At 63.7% G+C, this 19,178-nt stretch carries 22 protein-coding genes; 7 read left to right on the top strand and 15 right to left on the bottom strand.

The features are described from left to right. Positions 1-570, bottom strand: coding sequence for a ribosome maturation factor RimP (gene rimP, locus E4S58_RS09295; RefSeq protein ID WP_136636135.1), 570 nt, complete (start codon positions 568-570; stop codon positions 1-3). Positions 571-775: 205 nt separating this feature from the next. On the opposite strand from rimP, the gene E4S58_RS09290 reads away from it, so the two are divergent. After that, positions 776-1,198, top strand: a complete 423-nt coding sequence (locus E4S58_RS09290; protein WP_136636134.1) for a PaaI family thioesterase — start codon at positions 776-778, stop codon at positions 1,196-1,198. A gap of 73 nt (positions 1,199-1,271) precedes the next feature. On the opposite strand, the gene E4S58_RS09285 is transcribed toward E4S58_RS09290, so the two are convergent. Continuing rightward, on the bottom strand, positions 1,272-2,171 hold the full coding sequence (locus E4S58_RS09285) for a glycine reductase (RefSeq protein ID WP_136636133.1): 900 nt from the start codon (positions 2,169-2,171) through the stop codon (positions 1,272-1,274). Continuing rightward, positions 2,168-3,151, bottom strand: a complete 984-nt coding sequence (gene pip, locus E4S58_RS09280) for a prolyl aminopeptidase (RefSeq protein WP_136636132.1) — start codon at positions 3,149-3,151, stop codon at positions 2,168-2,170. The genes E4S58_RS09285 and pip overlap by 4 nt, the downstream gene beginning before the upstream one ends. A gap of 49 nt (positions 3,152-3,200) precedes the next feature. On the opposite strand from pip, the gene ubiG reads away from it, so the two are divergent. Next, positions 3,201-3,962 carry a bifunctional 2-polyprenyl-6-hydroxyphenol methylase/3-demethylubiquinol 3-O-methyltransferase UbiG gene (ubiG, locus tag E4S58_RS09275; RefSeq protein ID WP_136636131.1) on the top strand — a complete coding sequence of 254 codons (762 nt, stop codon included), beginning with the start codon at positions 3,201-3,203 and terminating at the stop codon, positions 3,960-3,962. A gap of 3 nt (positions 3,963-3,965) precedes the next feature. On the opposite strand, the gene E4S58_RS09270 is transcribed toward ubiG, so the two are convergent. Genes E4S58_RS09270 through E4S58_RS09255 form a run of 4 tightly spaced genes read right to left on the bottom strand, consistent with a single transcriptional unit; the run spans position 3,966 to position 6,250 of the window. Further along, the gene (locus tag E4S58_RS09270; RefSeq protein WP_136636130.1) at positions 3,966-4,400 is read right to left on the bottom strand and encodes a MarR family winged helix-turn-helix transcriptional regulator; all 435 of its coding nucleotides are present in this window, start codon (positions 4,398-4,400) and stop codon (positions 3,966-3,968) included. After that, complete coding sequence (locus E4S58_RS09265; protein ID WP_205965373.1) at positions 4,397-5,230, bottom strand: carbon-nitrogen hydrolase family protein; 834 nt, start codon at positions 5,228-5,230, stop codon at positions 4,397-4,399. The genes E4S58_RS09270 and E4S58_RS09265 overlap by 4 nt, the downstream gene beginning before the upstream one ends. After that, positions 5,230-5,484 (bottom strand): glutaredoxin 3, encoded by a 255-nt coding sequence (gene grxC / locus E4S58_RS09260; protein WP_136636128.1) that lies wholly within the window; start codon positions 5,482-5,484, stop codon positions 5,230-5,232. The genes E4S58_RS09265 and grxC overlap by 1 nt, the downstream gene beginning before the upstream one ends. 31 nt (positions 5,485-5,515) lie before the next feature. Then, positions 5,516-6,250 (bottom strand): ComF family protein, encoded by a 735-nt coding sequence (locus E4S58_RS09255; protein ID WP_136636127.1) that lies wholly within the window; start codon positions 6,248-6,250, stop codon positions 5,516-5,518. Positions 6,251-6,262: 12 nt separating this feature from the next. On the opposite strand from E4S58_RS09255, the gene E4S58_RS09250 reads away from it, so the two are divergent. The 4 genes from E4S58_RS09250 to E4S58_RS09235 all read left to right on the top strand — a co-directional run bounded on the left by E4S58_RS09250 (position 6,263) and on the right by E4S58_RS09235 (position 10,286). Continuing rightward, positions 6,263-7,087, top strand: coding sequence for a methyltransferase domain-containing protein (locus tag E4S58_RS09250; RefSeq protein WP_136636126.1), 825 nt, complete (start codon positions 6,263-6,265; stop codon positions 7,085-7,087). 51 nt (positions 7,088-7,138) lie between these two features. Continuing rightward, positions 7,139-8,182 carry a ferrochelatase gene (hemH, locus tag E4S58_RS09245; RefSeq protein ID WP_136636125.1) on the top strand — a complete coding sequence of 348 codons (1,044 nt, stop codon included), beginning with the start codon at positions 7,139-7,141 and terminating at the stop codon, positions 8,180-8,182. A 135-nt stretch (positions 8,183-8,317) separates the two neighbouring features. Further along, positions 8,318-9,250 (top strand): IS1595 family transposase, encoded by a 933-nt coding sequence (locus tag E4S58_RS09240; RefSeq protein WP_136636124.1) that lies wholly within the window; start codon positions 8,318-8,320, stop codon positions 9,248-9,250. Next, positions 9,243-10,286, top strand: a complete 1,044-nt coding sequence (locus tag E4S58_RS09235) for a BstA C-terminal domain-containing protein (RefSeq protein ID WP_205965372.1) — start codon at positions 9,243-9,245, stop codon at positions 10,284-10,286. The genes E4S58_RS09240 and E4S58_RS09235 overlap by 8 nt, the downstream gene beginning before the upstream one ends. Before the next feature lie 665 nt (positions 10,287-10,951). On the opposite strand, the gene E4S58_RS09230 is transcribed toward E4S58_RS09235, so the two are convergent. Both E4S58_RS09230 and E4S58_RS09225 read right to left on the bottom strand, forming a co-directional pair. Continuing rightward, positions 10,952-11,131, bottom strand: coding sequence for a hypothetical protein (locus E4S58_RS09230; protein WP_136636123.1), 180 nt, complete (start codon positions 11,129-11,131; stop codon positions 10,952-10,954). A 140-nt stretch (positions 11,132-11,271) separates the two neighbouring features. Further along, on the bottom strand, positions 11,272-11,889 hold the full coding sequence (locus E4S58_RS09225) for a L,D-transpeptidase (RefSeq protein WP_136636122.1): 618 nt from the start codon (positions 11,887-11,889) through the stop codon (positions 11,272-11,274). Between the two features lie 182 nt (positions 11,890-12,071). Here E4S58_RS09225 and dalA point away from each other — a divergent pair, with 182 nt between their 5' ends. Beyond that, a complete protein-coding gene (dalA, locus tag E4S58_RS09220) occupies positions 12,072-12,611 on the top strand; it encodes a divisome-associated lipoprotein DalA (RefSeq protein WP_136636121.1) in 540 nt (179 codons plus the stop codon). Between the two features lie 93 nt (positions 12,612-12,704). On the opposite strand, the gene E4S58_RS09215 is transcribed toward dalA, so the two are convergent. The 6 genes from E4S58_RS09215 to hslO all read right to left on the bottom strand — a co-directional run bounded on the left by E4S58_RS09215 (position 12,705) and on the right by hslO (position 19,158). Next, positions 12,705-13,202, bottom strand: coding sequence for a L,D-transpeptidase family protein (locus tag E4S58_RS09215; protein WP_136636120.1), 498 nt, complete (start codon positions 13,200-13,202; stop codon positions 12,705-12,707). Positions 13,203-13,277: 75 nt separating this feature from the next. Continuing rightward, positions 13,278-14,495, bottom strand: coding sequence for a class I SAM-dependent RNA methyltransferase (locus tag E4S58_RS09210; protein ID WP_136636119.1), 1,218 nt, complete (start codon positions 14,493-14,495; stop codon positions 13,278-13,280). A 39-nt stretch (positions 14,496-14,534) separates the two neighbouring features. After that, positions 14,535-16,376 (bottom strand): ABC transporter ATP-binding protein, encoded by a 1,842-nt coding sequence (locus tag E4S58_RS09205; protein WP_136636118.1) that lies wholly within the window; start codon positions 16,374-16,376, stop codon positions 14,535-14,537. Between the two features lie 43 nt (positions 16,377-16,419). Next, the gene (locus E4S58_RS09200; protein WP_136636117.1) at positions 16,420-17,574 is read right to left on the bottom strand and encodes a CCA tRNA nucleotidyltransferase; all 1,155 of its coding nucleotides are present in this window, start codon (positions 17,572-17,574) and stop codon (positions 16,420-16,422) included. Continuing rightward, complete coding sequence (locus tag E4S58_RS09195) at positions 17,574-18,176, bottom strand: CoA pyrophosphatase (protein ID WP_136636116.1); 603 nt, start codon at positions 18,174-18,176, stop codon at positions 17,574-17,576. The genes E4S58_RS09200 and E4S58_RS09195 overlap by 1 nt, the downstream gene beginning before the upstream one ends. Then, positions 18,166-19,158: an Hsp33 family molecular chaperone HslO gene (gene hslO, locus E4S58_RS09190; RefSeq protein ID WP_136636115.1), complete on the bottom strand. Its 993-nt coding sequence runs from the start codon at positions 19,156-19,158 to the stop codon at positions 18,166-18,168. The genes E4S58_RS09195 and hslO overlap by 11 nt, the downstream gene beginning before the upstream one ends. Between the last annotated feature and the right edge of the window lie 20 nt (positions 19,159-19,178).

Raw genomic sequence — 19,178 nt, 5'->3', positions numbered from 1 at the left:
TCAGTCCTCCTCGGAACCTGTCTCTGTCTCGATGTCGTCAAACTGGGTTTCGTCAAGCTCGCCTGAGGCTTTGCGGCCCTTCAGCATTTCCTTGATAAGATCGTCGGTCAGGACCAGCTTGGCATCCGCCAGCCAGTCGAATTGCAGACCCACGGTGCCTTCGTCGATGTTGATCAGAACTTCGCCACCCTCGACGCCGGCCAGCACGCCCTTGAAACGTTTCCGGCCGTCGATCAGTTCGGCGGTCTCGACCTTGGCCTCATAGCCTTCGTAGGTGTCGAAATCCTTCAGCCGGGTCAGCGGCCGGTCGATGCCGGGGCTGGATACCTCAAGCGTGTAGGGGTCCGTCACCGGATCCTCGACATCGAGGACGGCACTGACGGCCGTGGAAATTTCCGCACATTCATCAACCTCGATCCCGCCACCGGGACGTTCGGCCATGATTTGCAGCGTCTTGGTCTGTCCGCCCATCAGGCGCAGCCGCACGAGTTCGAACCCCATGTCTTCGACGACGGGTTGCACGATCTCGGCCAGGCGGCGGTCGATGGCGGTCTTGGCGATAAGGTCCATGCGGGACGTGATCTCCGGGCACAAAAAAACGGGCGCGCGGCCCGTTGAAACTTCCGGTGGAGCGTCAGACCGAAGCCTCAGCGCGCCGCTGTTGATCGGGGATATAGGCGCCTGTCGCGCGAATCGCAAGGGTATTCTCGCCCTCCCCCTCCGGCGGGGGCCATGCTATCAGCGTCCGACCGCCCACAAGACCAAAGGCCCAAGGATGCGCGACACGCTTCTGCCCCCCGACGACAGCTGGCACCCCGTTGAAGATGCTGGATTCATCGATCACGTCGGCCCGATCTACTATCGCGACAACGGTGACGCGCCGCAGTGGATCGGATTTCGTGCAGGCGACCATCACCGCAACCTCAATGGCGTCGTGCAGGGCGGGATGCTGATGACCCTCTCGGACCGGGGACTTGGCCGGATCGCCCGTCAGCAGCACGGCGGGCCGGTGGCCACGATCAACTTCAACTACGATTTCATCGGCGCAGGCCGGATCGGCACCTTCATCGAGATCCACCCGAACGTGGTCAAGGAAACCGGCAGCCTGGTCTTCATGGAGGGTGAGGTCCTGTCGGACGGCGACCTGATCGGGCGCGCGCATGGACTTTGGAAAAAGCTCAAGCGAAAGCCGGTCTGAGGGGGCGCTACCCCCGGCGCTCCGCGGCTACTCTGGGCATTTCGGGCCCGGAGTATTTTCGGAAAGGTGAAGATCAGCCCTGGCGGATCTTCTTTGCGATGTCGCGGTCGGCGTGGGCCTTGGCGCGATGCGCCGCCATCTCTTCGGCCGTGCGGGTCGCGATATTGGAATAATTCAGTTTCCACGACGGATCGTCCGACCAGCGTTGCGGGTTCTGGACCATGGTGCGCGCGGCGGGCGCCGTTTCGAGCACCCTGAGCGCCAGCGCCAGCGTGTCAGCCTGAGACTGCGGGTCGTGCGGCTTGCCTGCAGCGTTGCCAAGCGGGAAATCCGAGAAAAGGAATCGCGGCGCGCCGACGTGATCGACGACGTCCCGGGCGCATCCCATGACGACCGTCGGGATTCCGTTGGCCTCAAGATGCCGGGCGATCAGCGTCACGGACTGGTGACAGACCGGGCAGTTGGGCACCAGAAGCGCGGCCTCGGCGCCGTCTTCACGGCAGCGGCGCAGGATCTCGGGGGCATCCACGGCCTCGGTATGGCGGATCGAGCGGTTTGTCGGCAGCCCGTGGAAACGCGGGGTCAGGGACCCGAAAAGCCGCCCTTCGACCGCGCGCAGGGCAGGCAGGGGAAACCAGCTGTTCGGATCCTCCATCGTGGTGTTGTCGCGGTCGATCGCGACGTGAGAGATCCGCAGGTCGTGATCCTTTCGGACGTCACCCGAATAGACCTGATAGAACTTCGCCGCGGCATTGTAGGGCGCGCCCGGACCCTGATCGCCCTTGTCGGCCTGATAGGGCGCGGCAGTGGTGATCAGCGCCAGTTTCGTCTCTGACACCGGCTTTTTGAGTGGTGTGAAGGGCGTGTCGACGTGATGCGCCCAGACGTAGGGGTTGTCGAAGCCAAGCGCGAGATACCAGTCACGGGTGCGTTGCATGTATGGCACGGGCACATCGTGCGGCGCGACGCTCATGCGGTCACGCCCTCGGCGGCGATCCGGTTCATCGCGCGCACCAGTTCGGCCGAGATGCCGGGTTCGGACAGGGCATGCCCCGCATCGCCGACGATCCGCAATTCGCCACCGGGCCAGCGCGACGCAAGCTCATAGGCGGTGACCGGCGGGCAGATCATGTCGTAGCGGCCCTGCACGATCACACCGGGGATATCGGCGATCCGGTCCACGCGGTCCAGGATCTGGTGATCGTCGCCAAGCCAGCCGTGGTGCGTGAAATAGTGGTTTTCAAGCCGGGCGAAGGCGCGGGCATATTCCCCCGGCGCTTCGCCGCCATGGCCGGTCGAGGTGATGGTGGCCAGCGCGTTTTCCCACGACGACCAGGTGCGGCCAAAGCGGACCTCTTCGCTGAGATCGCCGGAAAACAGCCGCCGGTGGTAGGCGGCGATCATGTCACCGCGTTCCTCGGACGGGATCGGGTCGCAGAACCGCGCCCAGGCCTCCGGCCAGAACTGACCGGCGCCGCCCTGGTAGAACCAGTCAAGCTCGCGCTGCGTCATCAGGAAGACACCGCGCAGGACAAGCCGCATCACGCGATCCGGGTGCGTCTGCGCATAGACAAGCGACAGCGTCGCGCCCCAGCTGCCGCCGAAGACGATCCAGCGGTCGATGCCAAGCGTCTGCCGGATCAGGTCGATATCCGCGACAAGGTGCCATGTGGTGTTGTCGGTGACGCTGGCGTGGGGCCGCGACCGGCCACAGCCGCGCTGGTCGAACAGGATCACGCGGTAGACCGAGGGGTCGAAATAGCGCCGCATCGCCGGGCTGCATCCGCCGCCGGGGCCACCATGCAGCACGACGACCGGCACCCCGTCGGGGTTGCCGCATTGTTCCATGTAGACGGTGTGGCCGTCACCGACGTCCAGCATCCGCTGATCGAACGGGTCGATCGGAGGATAAAGGTACGACACTGCGCTCTTTTGGCCCGAGGACTTGTCCATGCTCTGCCCTATATAGGTTGAAATGCAGCATGACCTCAGGATTCCGGAAATGCAATCAGACGCCCAAACCGCGCCCAAATCCACCATCGACCCCGCCGAGGTCGCCAAGTTCGAAGCCATGGCCGCCGACTGGTGGGATCCCGACGGCAAGTTCAAGCCGCTGCATATGCTGAACCCCTGCCGGTTGGACTACATCACCCGCCAGATCGCGGCAGAGTACGACCGCGACCTGTCTGCGGACCGGCCCTTCGACGGGCTGCGCATCCTTGATATCGGCTGCGGTGGCGGGCTGTTGTGCGAACCCATGGCCCGGCTTGGGGCCACCGTCGTGGGCGCAGATGCCGCCGAACGCAACATCCCTGTCGCCCGTATCCACGCCGAACAGTCGGGGCTTGAGATCGACTATCGCCACACCACGGCCGAGGCCATGGCCGCGGATGGCGAACAGTTCGACGTCGTGCTGAACATGGAGGTCGTCGAACATGTCGCCGACCCGCTGTCCTACCTGACCGCCTGCCACGATCTGCTGAAGCCGCGCGGGCTGCACGTCTGTTCGACGATCAACCGCAACCCGAAAAGCTTTGCCATGGCCATCGTTGGCGCCGAATACGTGATGCGCTGGCTGCCCAAGGGCACGCACGACTGGCGCAAGTTCATCACGCCGGACGAATTGTTCGACCTGATGCGCAAGGCGGGGCTGGATCCGGTCGATCGCAAGGGGTTTGTCTTCAACCCGGTCAGCTGGCAGTGGCGCCTGTCGGATCGGGATCTGAGCGTGAACTACGTGACCGCCTCGATCCGCCCGGAATAGAGCCTATTCAAGCTTGCCGCGCAGTTCCCGCAGGATCGGCAGGACGGCGCGCACGCGGTCTGCGCCAAGCTCTCCGATCAGGTCTTCGACCATGGGCGAGATCCCTTCAAGCGCGGTGTCCCGGGCCAGCCGACCGGCCTTGGAAATCCCCACCATCTTGCGCCGCGCATCGTCCCAGTCGGGGCGGATGTGGACATAGCCGGCCCATTCCAGTTTCGACAGCGTGTTGGTCATCGCCCCACGCGTCACGTGGAAGGTCTGGGCCAGCTGCGCCGGCGATCGTTCCTGCGCGACATGCGCCAGATGGTTCAGAACGGAGAAGTGTGAAATCTCCATCCCCTTGGGCATCGCCTTGGACAGGCGGTTCCGGACCAGCTGATCGGCGGTCAGGATCTCGCTGAAAAGCGCGATCGCAAGGGCATTCGTCGGGTCGGTCATTCGGCCAGAGTGAACCCCCGATCATGGGTGAGCGAGGGGACACGACGCCGCGCCTGATCGACCGCCTCGAGGTCGATGTCGACCAGGTAGACGCCCGGATCGGTGCCCGCATCCAGCAGAACCTCGCCCCAGGGCGCCACGACCATCGAATGGCCGTGGGTGCTGCGCGGTTTGCCTTCCGTCGTGGCATGGGTACCGCATTGCGCCGGCGCCAGGACGAAACAGCCGGTCTCGATCGCCCGCGCGCGCAGGATCGGTTCCCAGTGCGCCGCGCCGGTCACGGGCGAAAAGGCCGCCGGGATCGTCAGGATCCGCGCGCCCGCATGGGCCAGCGTGCGGTAGAGTTTCGCGAACCGCAGGTCATAGCAGATCGTCATGCCGATCTTGGCGAACCCGGCATCGGCGACCACCGCGCGATCCCCCGGACGATATCCCGCGCTTTCGCGATAGGTCTCCTCGGGCGTGACCTCGACGTCGAACATGTGAATCTTGTCGTACCAGCCGGCGATGTCGCCCGAAGGTGAGATCAGGAAGGACCGGTTGGCAAAGCGCCCGTCGGCATCGGTGGTCTTCACGCCAAGCGATCCGATCAGCAGCCAGACCTTCTGCGCCACGGCCTCTTCGATCAGGCCTGCCAGAAAGCTGTTGCCCTCCTGCGGTTCCAGCACCGCCTGCTGGTGCGCCCGGCTGGTCGAGACGCAGTTGGTGACCTCGGGCGTCAGGACGAATTCGGCGCCCTTCGCGGCGGCGTCGCGGATCATGCCGCGCACCATCGCAAGGTTATCGGCCGGCTGGTCCGACGAAGTGATCTGCAGAAGCGCGACCTTCATCAGGCCGCCAGCATCGGATCAAGCTTGCCCGCGCGCTCAAGCTCGTACAGGTCGTCGCAGCCACCGACGTGTGCACCGTCGATGAAGATTTGCGGCACCGTGTGGCGGCCCGCCTTCTGCATCATCTCCTGCTTCTTCTCGCTGTCGCGCATCACGTCGATTTCTTCATAGGCCACGCCCTTGCCGTCCAGCAGACGCTTGGCGGCATGGCAGAAGCCACAGATCGGGGTTGTGTAGATCACAACGGGTTTCATGGTCAGCTCCGGGATTTGGTTTATCCGGAACCTATGTCTCTTTGACCGCCCGCGCCAGTGTCAGCACGGAAACGGTCTGCGCGCCCCCCTGCAAAAGCACCCCTGTGGCCGCCGAAAGCGTCGCGCCCGAGGTCATGACGTCATCGATCAGCATCACAGGACGGTCGCGCATCCGCCCCGCGCGCGCCGTGTTGAGCGTCAGGGCCATCGCCATCGTGTCAAACCTATCCTGCACCGTCATGCCGTCCAGCACCGGGGTCTTGGCGGGGCGCAGCAGCAGATCAGGGCAGAACGCCAGCCCCAGGTGCCGCGCCACCCCGCGACCCAACAGCACCGACTGGTTGTAGCGCCGCTTGATCCGGCGCCGCCAGTGCAGCGGGATCGGCGCGACCAGCATCCCCGGTTGCACGATGTCGCGCGCGGCCCCGGCCATCCAGACGGCGGCGGGCCCCGCGATATCCAGCCGGTCACCGTGCTTCAGCCCCAGCACCAGCTTGCGCCCCGTCCCGCGATAGATCAGCGCCGTGCGCCCCGCCTGCCAGGGGCGCGGCAAGCGCAGGCAATCGTCGCACAGCTCGCCCTCTTCGGCATGATCGGCCAGCAGGGGCGCGCCGCAGGTCTGACAGACCGGCGCACCGACAAAGGGGGTGTCCCGCCAGCAGGCACCGCAAAGCCCATGGTCGACCGAGACCAGCGCATCACAGGTCAGGCAGGTCGGCGGATAAATCAGCCGCAGCCCCGTTTGCAGTATCGCGGCTGCCCGCATATCTATGCCTCCATGTCCGGAACCGAGCCCCCCCGCCTGACCGATCGCACCGCCCTTGGCCGCAACCGCGCCCGGGCGCAGGCCGAGGCGCTGTTCCTGCACGACCTCGCCATCGAGGATCTTCAGGATCGCCTCGCCATGGTTAACAGGTCATTTACGTCGCCCGTGATCGTGACCGGACACCCCGCGAAATGGGCCGATTTCCCGGGACTAGAGCCGAAGGTGATCGCCGACGACGATGTTCTTGACCTGGACCAGGGCGCGCATGACCTGGTGATCCACGCCATGGCGCTGCACTGGGCCGACGATCCGGTTGGCCAGATCATCCAGTGCACCCGCGCGCTGCGACCCGACGGCCTGTTCCTGGCGATTCTGCCCGGCGGGCAGACCCTGACCGAACTGCGCGCCGCGCTGGCGCAGGCAGAAAGCGAGATCACCGGCGGCCTGTCGCCCCGTGTCGCCCCGATGGCCGAGATCCGCGATCTTGGCGCGCTGTTGCAACGCGCGGGCCTGGCCCTGCCGGTCGCCGACGGCCATCCCTTCACGGTCAGCTATGCCTCGCCCCTGCACCTGATGCGAGAGCTTCGGGCCATGGGCGAAGGCAACGCCCTGCACGCCCGCCTGCGTCACCCGACCCGTCGCGCCATTCTGATCCGCGCCGCCGAGATCTACGTAGAGGCCTATGGCAGCGACGCGCGCATCCCCGCCACATTCGAGCTGATCACCCTGACCGGCTGGGCCCCCGACGACAGCCAGCCCAAACCGCTGCGCCCCGGGTCGGCGGCACAACGGCTGGCAGATGCGCTGAATGCGCGCGAAGTGCCGCTGAAGGATTGACGGACCGGGCAAAGTCGCTAGGTCCGGGACAACAGATGTAAGGGACAGAATATGAGCGAATGCCCGGCCCATGCGCCCGCCGATCACCCGAAACTGCCGAAGGAAAAGGTCGGCATCCTGATCGCCAACCTCGGCACGCCCGATGACACCAGCTATTGGCCGATGCGGCGCTACCTGTCCGAATTCCTGTCGGACAAACGGGTCATCGACTATCCCCGGTGGAAGTGGCAGCCGATCCTGCAGGGCATCGTCCTGTCGATCCGGCCGTTCAAATCCGGCGCGGCCTACAAATCGATCTGGAACGAAGAGGCGAACGAATCGCCGCTGATGACGATCACCAAACAGCAGGTGGCCAAGCTGACCACGACGCTGACCGCCCGCTACGGCGACGCCGTGATGGTCGACTACTGCATGCGCTACGGCAATCCGTCGACCAAGTCGAAGGTCGAAAAGATGGTGGCGGCAGGATGTACGAAAATCCTGTTCTGCCCGCTGTATCCGCAATACGCCGGCGCCACGACGGCCACCGCCAACGACCAGTTCTTTCGCGCCCTGATGGAGGAAAAGTGGCAACCGGCCTCGCGCACCCTGCCGCCCTATTTCGACGATGCGGCCTATGTCGACGCGCTGGCGCGGTCGGTGGAACGCGCCTATGCGGCGGCGGATCAGGAGCCGGACATCCTGATCTGTTCCTACCACGGCCTGCCGTTCCGCTATCTGACCGAAGGTGACCCGTACCACTGCCAGTGCCAGAAGACGACGCGGCTGCTGAAGGAACGGCTGGGCTGGGCAGACGACCGGATCATGACGACCTTCCAATCGAAATTCGGCCCCGAGGACTGGCTGCAGCCCTACACCGTCGAAGAAGTCGCGCGGCAGGCGGAAAAGGGCAACAAGAAGATCGCGGTGATTGCCCCGGCGTTTTCGGCGGATTGCATCGAAACGCTGGAAGAGATCAACGAAGAGATCAAGGAAAGCTTTGAACACGCTGGCGGTGAGAGCTTTACCTACATTCCCTGCCTGAACGACGACGATGCGCATATCGCGGCACTGACCGGCAAGATCGCCGAGAACCTGAAGGGCTGGCTGGACTGATCCGGCGGCCCTGCGGCACCGTCTGCGCGCGATACGCTTTGCGCAAATGAAAGGGACCTACATACTTAACTAGCCAAAAATTGCTTGACGTGATCGGCGGGTTTGGCTAGTTATGTTCGGGAAAGGATTTTCCCTATGTGCAGCGACAAGCCCGAAACCCTCTCCACCTTCGAATTCTTCCGGAAGTTCCCGGATGAGGAAGCGGCGCGGAAGTTCTTCGAAACTCGCCGTTGGGCTGATGAGCCGGTTTGCGGTCACTGCGGATCGGTCAATGTGGTTGAGGTCAAGAACCACAAGCCGATGCCCTACCGTTGCCGTGACTGCCGGAAGCATTTCAGCGTCCGCACCGGCACCGTGCTGGCCGAAAGCCGCCTTCCCCTTCAGAAGTGGTTGCTGGCGATCTACATGCTTACCAGCGCCCGCAAGGGTATTCCCAGCACACAGATGGCGCGGGAACTTGGCGTCACCCAGAAAACCGCATGGTTCCTCGCACAGCGCATCCGCGAGACTTGGCTGAAAGACCGCGACGACCACATGGACGGTCAGGTTCAGGTTGATGAGACCTACGTGGGCGGCAAAGAGAAGAACAAGCACGCCAGCAAGAAGCTGAATGCCGGTCGCGGCGCTGTCGGCAAGACCGCAGTTGTCGGCGTCCGGTCGGAAACTGGTGAGGTTCGCGCCGTCCCGGTTGCCAGCACTAAAGCGTCCACGCTTCAGCGCTTCGTTCGGGATCACGCCAAGACCGGCGCAACCATCGTCACCGACCAGCACGGCGGCTACATCGGCCTTGAGGCCAGCGGCTACACCCATATCCGGATCAACCATTCCGTAGGCGAGTATGTCCGCGACATGGCGCACACCAACGGCATCGAAAGCTTCTGGGCGCTGCTAAAGCGCGGTCACTATGGCATCTACCACTACATGAGCGCCAAGCACCTACACCGCTACGTGAAGGAGTTCTCCTTCCGTCACAACACGTCCAAGGTCGGCACCATGGACTTCATCAACATGACCATCGAGCGCATGGCCGACAAACGGCTGACATACAGGAGGCTGATCAATGCCTGATGAGAAGAAAGACGTCATCGAACCTATCGACGCGACCTTTGATGAGGTTGTTGGAGCAGTTGCGCCTAAAGCCCACAAGGCGGCACCCCAAGACGGTAATAACTTCAAGTACTTAGGCAAGGTTTCTGCTGAAAGTCCGGCACCCCCTGTGCAACTACGCCTTGACCTCGGCATTCAGGTTGAGCGTGAAGTTAACGGCATTGAAATGGGCGTCCTACAAAACGGCATGCCATATCTTACGCAACGCGGGTTGGCTCAAATGACCGGCGCGGCCCGAGCGACTATTTACGAGGTTACCCAAGAGTGGGAGCAAACGTTCGGCGATCCGATCCCCCCACGCGGAAGGATGGCATTCTTCAAGGACTATCTCTTCAAGAACGGGTATGACGAGCCGCGAATGTTCATCGAGATTTCGAAGAACGGCTCTCCATACTACGCCTACCCGGACATTGTTTGCATGGCGTTCGTAGAGTACTTCGCGTTCGAAGCGCAGAGGACCAATGAAACTGCGGTTGCAAACTACCGCAACCTTGCTCGTTACGGACTTCAGCAGTTCATCTACAAGGCGCTGGACTATGCGCCTGAAGATAAGTGGCGATACTTCAATGATCGCGTTTCGTTACTCAAGGACAGCTCGCCGGACGGCCACTTTATTCTGTTCTCCGAGACGACCGGCCTCGCCGTGGACCTGATTAACGCCGACCTGACCGTGAATGACAAGACGCTGCCTGACATCAGCGTAGGGCTGGCCTGGGGCAAGTTCTGGACCGAAAACAGCCTTGAGGAGCGCTTTGGGCCGCGCATCAAATACGAACACAACTACCCGGACTACTACCCCCAATCCGCTAGCAATCCGCAACAACCATGGGCATATCCGGACGAAGCCCTGCCAACCTTCAGACGGTGGTTCCGGCACATTTACTTACCGACAAAATTCCCGAAATACATCCTGACCAAGGCGAACCTTCTCAAGGGCGGCAAGGAGGAAGCGGAGCAAATCGCGGCGCTCTTCGAGCAAAAGCGACTGGAGGGCTGATCCGCAATATCTGGTGAAAATGCCAAAATGTTCCGCGCTAACACCCAATTTCTGGTCGCGCCGTGGACTCGCGATTAAAGGTGTGTTAACGACAAAAAGCACGGCTAGGATTCGTGGTCCTGCCGTGCTTCCCGTAACGCCGTTTGGGGGCGCTCTGATGTTATATAACGCTTGTCTTGTACCGTCGTTTAGACGGATGGGTCAACCCCCGGCGGTTCCTTCTGATGCCAACAAGAGGAACTTCTCATGGCAAACTACATCGTAACTTACGACCTAAACGGACCTAACCCGTCTCACCAAGAGATGGATAAACTTCTCTCTCGGCTGGGTTCGAATAGGGCAAGGATTTTGGAAACTGTATGGTGGCTCGACTACGACGGGACGGCTGTTCAGCTTCGTGATCATCTGAAGACCATTCTCCGAAAAGAGGACTCGTTAATGGTGTGCAGGTGTTCTTCGGCTGCATGGCAGAACCTCCTAGTTGATGGGCTTGCTGACGCCTGGAATAAAGCCGCCTAACACGCCTAAAGTAAGGCGACACATCGACTCAGGGCCGGTTTTTCGGATCGGCCCTGCTGATCGGGTCGGCTAGTTAAGTATATAGACCCCAAATGAAAAGGGCGGTGCCGAGGCACCGCCCTTAACCTGAATTGCTTCAGGTGATCTTAGCTTGCAGCTGCGACGGCAACAACGGCCAGCAGCAGGAGCGGGATCACGATGCCAGCGGACGAAGAGGTGGTCTCTTCGACAACGACCGGTGCTTCGATAACCGGCTCGGCGTAGGAGCCTGCGGTTGCGGTCGAAGCGGCTGCTGCCAGAGCGGCGGCGAGAACGAGTTTCTTCATAGTATCCTCCAGATATTCGCTGGAAGGCACACACACCTATCCAGCACCCAAGACTTACCTCGTACTTCGTTCTAAGCAGCAAACCCGCGCGATTGCAAATGCTTGTTAACACCGCGCCATGCTGCAACGCCGCAATGTCGTCAAATAAGCAACACCTGCGTACCGACGTTGGTCAGGTCGAACAGCTCGGTAATGTGTTCGTTGTAAAGGCCGATGCAGCCGTTCGACGACCGGCGGCCGATCTTGCGGGTGTCGTGGGTGCCATGGATGCGGTAGTAGGTCCAACCCAGGTAGAGCGCGAGCGGCCCAAGCGGGTTGTCCGGCGCGCCGCCTTCGACCACGGCGGGCCATTCGGGGTTGCGCTTCTGCATCGCGGGGGTCGGACGCCAGGTCGGCTTGACGACCTTCTGCACGACCGAGGTCCGGCCGCGGCGGGTCAGCTCTTCCGAGACCGGGACCGACGACGGGTAGAGTTTGTAGACCGATTGGTCTTCCGACCAGTAATGCAGCGCGCGGCTGTCGATATCGACAAGGATCGCGCCATTTCTGGTGTTCGAGAAATACGGCCGCCAGTCCAGAGACCGGAAGCTTGAGATATTGTGGCGCACGACTTCGTTAGGGTCACGCTCGACCTCGGTCGAATTCTCGAAAGGGGATGCGTAAAGCCCTGAGTTGCTGGTCTGTCCAAGCGCGGGGCTCGCGAGGACCGCGGCAGAGCCGGCAAGAAAGGCGCGGCGGGAAGGGGAACGTCTGCTCATGTCTGACCTGACTGAAATGGTTCTGTGGAAGGATTCCGGATGTGCCCTACAATATGGCGCGAAAACGACAGAGACAAATCAAAGCCGCGCGACAGGCCGACTCACGCTGATGTGGGTTTGATCGTGGGCACGGCTTTCGCTAGGACTGACCGAAAGATGAAGCACATACGGGACGAAAACTGATGCGGCTACCCCTCATGATCGCAGCGGCACTGGTCGCACTGACCGCCTGCGCGCCGGTCCCCACCTCGCAGCCGCAACGGCTGGGGACGGATGGCAAGCCGCTGCCCAAACTCTATCGCATCCCCGCGAACGGAAAGCAGAAAATTCCCTACGAGGTGCTGGATGCCGTGAACAGCTTGCGCGCGGCCTCGGGCGCGCCGCAGGTGACGCTGGACAGCCGCCTGACCGCCGCCGCCGCGACCCACGCACAGGATATGGCGCGGCAGAATCGGCCCTGGCACTTCGGCTCGGACGGGTCGTCGCCGATGGATCGTGTCCAGCGCGTAGGCTATTCCGGCGCCATGCTGGGCGAAAACATCTCGGAAACCTACGAGACCGAGATCGAGACGCTGTCGGCCTGGATGGACCAGGACGACACCCGCCGCGTGATCCTGGACCGCCGCGCGCGGGACATGGGCTTTGCCTGGTACCAGGAATCCAGCGGCAAGCTGTGGTGGACGATGATCATGGGTGGCGGCACCGGCACGCCCGGCAGCTGATCGGGGATGGGGGCTTTGCCCCCGCCTACGGCTCCCCCAAGGTATTTCGAACCAGAAGAACAAGGGCCCGCGATCACGCCGGGCCCTTTTTGCTTACGGGTAGACGGTGATGACCGTGCCGTCGTTGACCATCGCATAGATGTCTTCGATCTCGTGGTTCTTCACCGCGATGCAGCCGGCCGTCCAGTCCCGGCGCGAGACCTTCTTGAACCGTTCCGGCTGGCCATGGATGAAGATGTCCCCGCCCGGTCGCTGGCCCTGCGAGGTCGCGAAGGCCACGTCGTTTGTGTTGGGGTAATTCATCCCGACGGACAGGTAGAATTCGCTGTTCGGATTGCGGCGGTCGATCAAGTAGGTGCCTTCCGGCGTCTTGCCGTCCCCTTCGAACTGCTTGTGCCCGACCGGCGCGAAGCCAAGGTCGATGTTGTAGCTTTTCAGCACCTTGTCGTGGTGCATCAGGTACATCTTGCGGTCGCCCTTGTAGACGAGCACGCGGGTAACTTCGGGGCCGTTATAGGTCTTGAACTTGGACGCGCAGCCCGACAGCGCAAAGGCCATCGCGACCGCGAGGATCAGGGAAATGAAACGCATGAAGACTGCCTCGGGTTTTTGGGCCTTATACCCTGAATCGACCCTGTCCGAGAAGGGGCCGCGGCCCCCTCACGATCATGTGAGGCGGAAGCCTGCCACCAGTTCGACATGTGCCGACCAGCGGAACTGGTCGACCACGGTGACCGGCCCCATCCTGTAGCCCGCCGCGATCAATCGCGCCGCATCGCGTGCGAAGGTCACCGGGTTGCACGACACATGGGCGATGACCGGCACGCCGGAGTGCGCAAGTTCGGTGACCTGCGCTTCGGCCCCGGCCCGGGGCGGGTCGATGACCACCGCGTCGATCTTCCTGAATTCGTCGCGCAGCATCGGATTGCGGAACAGGTCGCGCACCTCGGCCTGCACTTTCTTGAGGCCCTGCGCCTCGCGCCAGCCGCGATCCAGCGCACGGATCATCGCCTTGTCGCCCTCGACCGCCAGAACTTCGGCCCGCTGCGCCAGCGGCAGGGCAAAGGTGCCCGACCCGGCAAAAAGGTCGGCGATGCGCGATGCGTCGCGGGTGATGTCCTGAACCGCAGCCAGCAGCGCGGCCTCGCCTTCACGGGTGGCCTGAAGGAAGGCGCCGGGGGGCGGGACCACGCGGGCGGGACCAAAGGGCTGCGACGGCGGACGGCGGGTGGCCATGACCTCTCCGTCCCAGGTCAGTCGGGCCAGGTCATGCTGTTCGGCCAGTTGCGCCAACGCGGTCTCCAGCTCGCGGTCCAGCGGCTTGCCTCCGCTAACGGCCAGATCGAGACCCGAATCCGACAGCGTCGCCTGCACGTCCAGCTCGCCCTTGCGCGATCCGCCGGTCATTGCCAGGGCCTCGGCCACCGGCAGGGCGGCCAGCAGGTCGGGATGCAGCAGCTGACAGTCCGGGATCTCGACGATCGTGCCCGAAGCGCGGCCATGGAACCCGGCCAGCGCCCCCTTCTTGGTCCGCCTTGCCGACAGACCCGCCCGCCGCCGCGACCGTGGCGGAGATGTCTCTATTCCGGCGATTTCGGCGTCGATCCCCTGCGCGCGCAGCGCTTCGGCCACGATGCCCACCTTCCACCCGGCGACAAAATCGTCGGACGCATGCTGCACCCGGCAGCCGCCACAGCTTTTGAAATGCCGACAGGGGGGCGCGACCCGATCGGCCGAGGGCGCCTGGATCCGGATGTCGGTCAACCGCTGCCCGTCGAGGGTGCCGCTGACCCGTTCGCCGGGAAGGGTCAGGGGCGCAAAGATCGGGCCGGGGGCGATCCCGTCGCCGTGGTGGCCCAGCTTCTGGATGGTGATATCGGTCATGCCGCCCGGATAGCGCGGTCGGGGCTACAGCGCCAAGCCCTATTCGGCAGCGTCCTGCGCGCCGAAGAACCCGCCGGACTGACGCGCCCAGTAGCGGGCATAGAGACCACCGCGATCCAGAAGCTCCTGATGGGTGCCGATCTCGGCCACGCGGCCGTCGTCGAGCACCGCGATCCGGTCCATATGGCTGATCGTCGACAACCGGTGCGCGATGGCCAGGACCGTCTTGCCCTCCATCACGCGTTCCAGCGCCGACTGGATCGAGGCCTCGACCTCGCTGTCGAGCGCCGAGGTCGCTTCGTCCAGCACCAGGATCGGCGCGTCCTTGAGGATGGCGCGGGCCAGCGCGATCCGCTGACGCTGTCCACCCGACAGCTTCACGCCCCGTTCCCCCAGCCGCGCCTCATACCCTTCGTTGCCAAGATGATCGGCCAGGGTGCGGATGAAATCGTCGGCCTCGGCCTTCGCGGCGGCGGCAAAGACCTCTTCCTCCGACGCCTCGGGATTGCCGTAGCGGATGTTCTCCATCGCCGACCGGTTGAACATCGCGGTTTCCTGCGTGACCATGCCGATCCGTCGCCGCAGGCTGTCCTGCGTCACGTGGCGCAGATCCTGACCGTCGATCAGAATGCGACCCTGTTCCGGGTCATAGAGCCGAAGCAACAGCGCCACCAAGGTCGATTTCCCGGCGCCCGAAGCCCCGACAATCCCCAGTTTCTCGCCGGGGTGGATCGTCAGGTCGATGTCCTGAACCCCGCCGATGTCGCGCCCATAGGCGAAGGAGAGGCGATCGAACCGCACCTCCCCTTTCGGGACGCTCAGGTCGACTGCATCCGCCGCGTCGTCCAAACGGTGCGGCCGGGCCAGCGTGCGCATGCCGTCTTCGAGCTCACCGATATTGGCCGAGATCCCCATCAGCGTGAACGACACCCAACCGGTCATCTGGGCCAGACGGATCGCGACGGTCCCGGCCGCCACGACCGACCCGATGGAGGTTCCGCCCGACGACCAAAGCCACAGTGACCCGCCGACCAGCAGAACGGGCAGCACACCGGCCAGGGTCATCAGCCAGATCCGGAAGGCGACCGAAACCTTGGCAAAGTCGAAAGCACGCGCGCGGAACTGGTTGATCGCCGACAGCGCCACCCGGTCTTCGTGGTCGGAATGGGCGAACAACTTGACCGTCTTGATATTGGTGATCGTGTCCACCACCTGCCCCGACACCATGGCCCGCGCCGCTGCCCGCGCCTTGGACCGTTTGCGGATCCGGGGCAGAAAGTACCGGATCAGAGCCACATATCCCGCCAGCCACACCAAAAAGACCACGACCAGCCAGGGGTCGATCGAAAAGATCAAAGCCCCGGCCCCGATCAGCGACGCCAGCGCGAAGACGACCGAATTGATCGTCTCCATCGTGATTTCGGTCATGGCCGAGGCACTTTGCATCTGCTTTTGCGAAATGCGCCCCGCGAAGTCGTTGTCGAAATAGGTGACGCTTTGGCCCATGGTCCAGCGGTGCAGGCGCGACAGGGTCAGGCTCCAGACATTGGGCATGATGAAAAGCGTGTTGGCGGCCGAAGACAGGCCCATCAGCACCGGCCGTGCCAGGATGAAGAAGGCCACCGCGAACAGGATCATCGCCAGACTGTCGCCGGTGAACGCGGCGTCGGGGCCCGCTTCGGTCGCGCGGTCGATCACCGCGCCCAGCACCCAGGCCGATCCGACCTCGACCGTGCCGGCGATCGCGGCCAGGACACAGGCGACCGTCACCACGGGCCAGGCGCCGCGCAACAGCCAGTTGGCATAGGCCAAAAGTGTCACCGGCGGCGGGCCGTCGGCGCGTTTGAACGGGTCGATGAAGCGGGTCGTGTCGAAAGGCATGGGCGGCAATCCTTTCGGCAAATCTAGCGTAATTCGTCGCGGATCAAAGATCCCCGCCTGCAAGCAGGGCCTTGCGATCGAGGGTAAAGCCCGATGCGATCCAACGATCCTCAAGCTCGGCCAGTTTCTGACCCAGCGCGGGACCGGTAAACCCGGGCATCAGATCGGCGGCCCTGACAGGGAACTGCACAATGGCCCCCGCCTGCGCCGCGGTCAGGGCGGTGGGATCCAAGGGTGTCTCGAACATGGCGGCGCGAAGCAGCAGGATATCGCGGGCGGCGTCATAGCCGTGTCGATATCCCAGCTCTCCGGGTCCTGTCGGCTCTCCGATCTCCGTGCGCAGGATGACCAGCCGCTTGGCGTCGTCGCGAGACAGGCGGAGGTCTGCATCAGGCTCTGATCCGCCCAATAGAGCCATTCTGCGGATCGGGTCAGCCTGCATGTCCCCCTCAAGATGTACGAGCAGGGCAAGCGCGCGATCGTCCGACCCGGGCAGCACCCGGGCCAGGACACCGGTCTGCCGCATCACGGCGACCGAAGGGGCGGGATCGGGGGCGGTAAGCAGCTTGCGCATCTCGTGCCCGATCCGTTCCTTCGACAGCCGGGCGATGCCATCCGCCCCCTCGGCGATGGCGGCCAAGGCCTCGGCGTCCATGCCTTCGTCCGGGTCGCCATACCAGGCATGGAACCGGAAGAACCGCAGGATCCGCAGGTAGTCTTCGGCAATCCGCGCCGCCGGATCGCCGACAAACCGCAAACGCCGCTCCCTCAGGTCAGGCAACCCACCCAGGGGATCGACGACCTCACCCTCGGGGGTGGCATAAAGGGCGTTCATCGTGAAATCGCGCCGCGCGGCGTCTTCGGCCACATCGGTCGAGAAATGGACGACCGCATGCCGCCCGTCGGTTTCAACATCGCGGCGAAAGGTCGTGACTTCGTGGCCGAGCCCCTCGGCGACGAGGGTCACGGTGCCATGGTCGATCCCCGTCGGCACCGCCTTGATCCCGGCGGCGCGGGCCAGGTCGATGACACGGTCAGGGCGGGCGTCCGTCGCGATGTCGATGTCACCAATGGGGCGGTTCAGCAGCGCGTCCCGGACACAGCCACCGACGAAGAGCGCAAGGTGGCCACCGTCGGTCAGCGCCCGGCAGACCGCCCGGGTTCCGGGATGATCCAACCAGGCGCCCGTGATCCGCATCAGGCCAGCCGGTCCGCCAGGACGCGGCAGATCCGCGCCGTCGCACCCCAGATGTAATAGGGGCCCCAGGGCACGGTGAAATACTGCCGACGCTGACCGCGCCAGCGTCGTCCTTCGACCGAATAGTTGGCCGGGTCCAGCAGGTGCGACAGCGGCACGTCGAACACCTCTTCGACCTCGCCGGGTTCGGGAATTCGCCTGAAATCGTCTCTGATCCGGGCCACCACGGGGGTGACGGAAAAGACGCTGACGGTCTCATGCCGGGGCAGATATCCCAGCACCTCGACCTGATCCTGCGGCAGGCCGATCTCCTCCTCCGCCTCGCGCAGGGCGGCGGCGGTGGCGTCGGCGTCCGTGTCCTCCTGCTTGCCGCCGGGAAAGGCGATCTGGCCAGGGTGATGCTTGAGGTGCGAGGTGCGCTTGGTCAGAACGACCCAAAGCGCACCATCCCGTTCGATCAGCGGCACAAGCACGCCCGCGGGGCGCAGTTTGGCGGGCGGCATCATCGACTGCCCGCCGTTCAGGTCGAAATCCGACGATCCTTCCCCTTCAACCGCAAGCGCGGCGCGGATGCGGTCGAATGTGGCGTCGTCAGCCCGCATTCCCGCCCTCGGCTTCGAACCCGACGGTCTTGGGGTCCATGACGTAATGCGCGCCGCAGAACTGGCAGTCGGCAGTCACGGTGCCCTCTTCGGTGGTCATCTTCTGGATGTCCTTCGCCGAATAGATCGACAGCGACTGCCGCACCTTGTCCTCGGAACACGAACAGCCGAACCGCACCGGCTGCGCATCGAAGACGCGCGGCTGTTCCTCGTGAAACAGCCGGACCAGAAGGTCGGTCGGCGTGATGCTTGGCCCGATCAGTTCAAGGTCGTCCACCGTATCGAGGTGGAAGTTCACGCGGTTCCAGTTTTCTTCCTGGTCGCCGTCGATCAGATCGGCCGCGGTCAGCAAGCCTTCTTCACCGGCCCCGCCTTCGCCCGCCACGTGGACACCGGCCTTGGGCATCACCTGGATCATCACGCCACCGGCGCGCCAGTGTTCGACGCCGCCCGCTTCGGTCGATTTGCCGAAGGTCAGCGAGAACCGCGTCGGCAGCTGTTCGGACTGGGCAAAATAGGCTTCGGCACACGCCTTGATGGACCCGCCGGCGATCGGGGTGATCCCCTGGTAGGGCTGCGTGCCCGGACCCTGGTCGATCAGCACCGCAAAATAGCCGTTGCCGACCTGATCGATCGGAGCGCCATTGGTCAGCCGGTCCTTGTCAAAAGAAGCGTAGGCGCGGATGCGCGCGGGCTCCCCCTCTTCTGTCGGGCCATAGTAATCGGTTGCGATCATGCGGACCGGGCCGTCGGACTGCACCTGCAGCGACAGTTTCCAGCGCAGCTTGATCGTCTGGCCGATCAGCGCCGTCAGCAGCGCCATTTCGGCGACCAGTGCTTCGACCTGCGGGGGATAGTTGTGCTGTTTCAGGACATTGCCCAAAACACCATCCAGCCGGGCCACCCGGCCGCGCACGTCCGACACATCAAGCTGGAACGGCAATACAGTGTCGTCCCAGGCAAGTTTCTCACCAAGGGTCATGGGGTTTCCTTCCGCGCCTA

Origin of the sequence: Pseudooceanicola onchidii, from assembly GCF_004959925.1 — a bacterium.
In the GTDB taxonomy this organism is placed as follows: domain Bacteria; phylum Pseudomonadota; class Alphaproteobacteria; order Rhodobacterales; family Rhodobacteraceae; genus Pseudooceanicola; species Pseudooceanicola onchidii.
The sequence above is the reverse complement of the archived record's forward strand: the minus strand, read 5'-3'. Positions and strand labels throughout refer to the sequence as shown.

Coding starts and splice junctions, on each gene's coding strand:
- E4S58_RS09240 (WP_136636124.1), top strand. CDS start 8,318: ATGTGCAGCGACAAGCCCGAAACCCTCTCCACCTTCGAATTCTTCCGG.
- E4S58_RS09210 (WP_136636119.1), bottom strand. CDS start 14,495: ATGACCGATATCACCATCCAGAAGCTGGGCCACCACGGCGACGGGATC.
- E4S58_RS09255 (WP_136636127.1), bottom strand. CDS start 6,250: ATGCGGGCAGCCGCGATACTGCAAACGGGGCTGCGGCTGATTTATCCG.
- E4S58_RS09205 (WP_136636118.1), bottom strand. CDS start 16,376: ATGCCTTTCGACACGACCCGCTTCATCGACCCGTTCAAACGCGCCGAC.
- E4S58_RS09285 (WP_136636133.1), bottom strand. CDS start 2,171: ATGAGCGTCGCGCCGCACGATGTGCCCGTGCCATACATGCAACGCACC.
- E4S58_RS09235 (WP_205965372.1), top strand. CDS start 9,243: ATGCCTGATGAGAAGAAAGACGTCATCGAACCTATCGACGCGACCTTT.
- pip (WP_136636132.1), bottom strand. CDS start 3,151: ATGGACAAGTCCTCGGGCCAAAAGAGCGCAGTGTCGTACCTTTATCCT.
- E4S58_RS09200 (WP_136636117.1), bottom strand. CDS start 17,574: ATGCGGATCACGGGCGCCTGGTTGGATCATCCCGGAACCCGGGCGGTC.
- hslO (WP_136636115.1), bottom strand. CDS start 19,158: ATGACCCTTGGTGAGAAACTTGCCTGGGACGACACTGTATTGCCGTTC.
- E4S58_RS09215 (WP_136636120.1), bottom strand. CDS start 13,202: ATGCGTTTCATTTCCCTGATCCTCGCGGTCGCGATGGCCTTTGCGCTG.
- dalA (WP_136636121.1), top strand. CDS start 12,072: ATGCGGCTACCCCTCATGATCGCAGCGGCACTGGTCGCACTGACCGCC.
- E4S58_RS09265 (WP_205965373.1), bottom strand. CDS start 5,230: ATGAAGGTCGCGCTTCTGCAGATCACTTCGTCGGACCAGCCGGCCGAT.
- rimP (WP_136636135.1), bottom strand. CDS start 570: ATGGACCTTATCGCCAAGACCGCCATCGACCGCCGCCTGGCCGAGATC.
- hemH (WP_136636125.1), top strand. CDS start 7,139: ATGAGCGAATGCCCGGCCCATGCGCCCGCCGATCACCCGAAACTGCCG.
- E4S58_RS09250 (WP_136636126.1), top strand. CDS start 6,263: ATGTCCGGAACCGAGCCCCCCCGCCTGACCGATCGCACCGCCCTTGGC.
- E4S58_RS09195 (WP_136636116.1), bottom strand. CDS start 18,176: ATGCGGGCTGACGACGCCACATTCGACCGCATCCGCGCCGCGCTTGCG.
- grxC (WP_136636128.1), bottom strand. CDS start 5,484: ATGAAACCCGTTGTGATCTACACAACCCCGATCTGTGGCTTCTGCCAT.
- E4S58_RS09270 (WP_136636130.1), bottom strand. CDS start 4,400: ATGACCGACCCGACGAATGCCCTTGCGATCGCGCTTTTCAGCGAGATC.
- E4S58_RS09225 (WP_136636122.1), bottom strand. CDS start 11,889: ATGAGCAGACGTTCCCCTTCCCGCCGCGCCTTTCTTGCCGGCTCTGCC.
- E4S58_RS09290 (WP_136636134.1), top strand. CDS start 776: ATGCGCGACACGCTTCTGCCCCCCGACGACAGCTGGCACCCCGTTGAA.
- E4S58_RS09230 (WP_136636123.1), bottom strand. CDS start 11,131: ATGAAGAAACTCGTTCTCGCCGCCGCTCTGGCAGCAGCCGCTTCGACC.
- ubiG (WP_136636131.1), top strand. CDS start 3,201: ATGCAATCAGACGCCCAAACCGCGCCCAAATCCACCATCGACCCCGCC.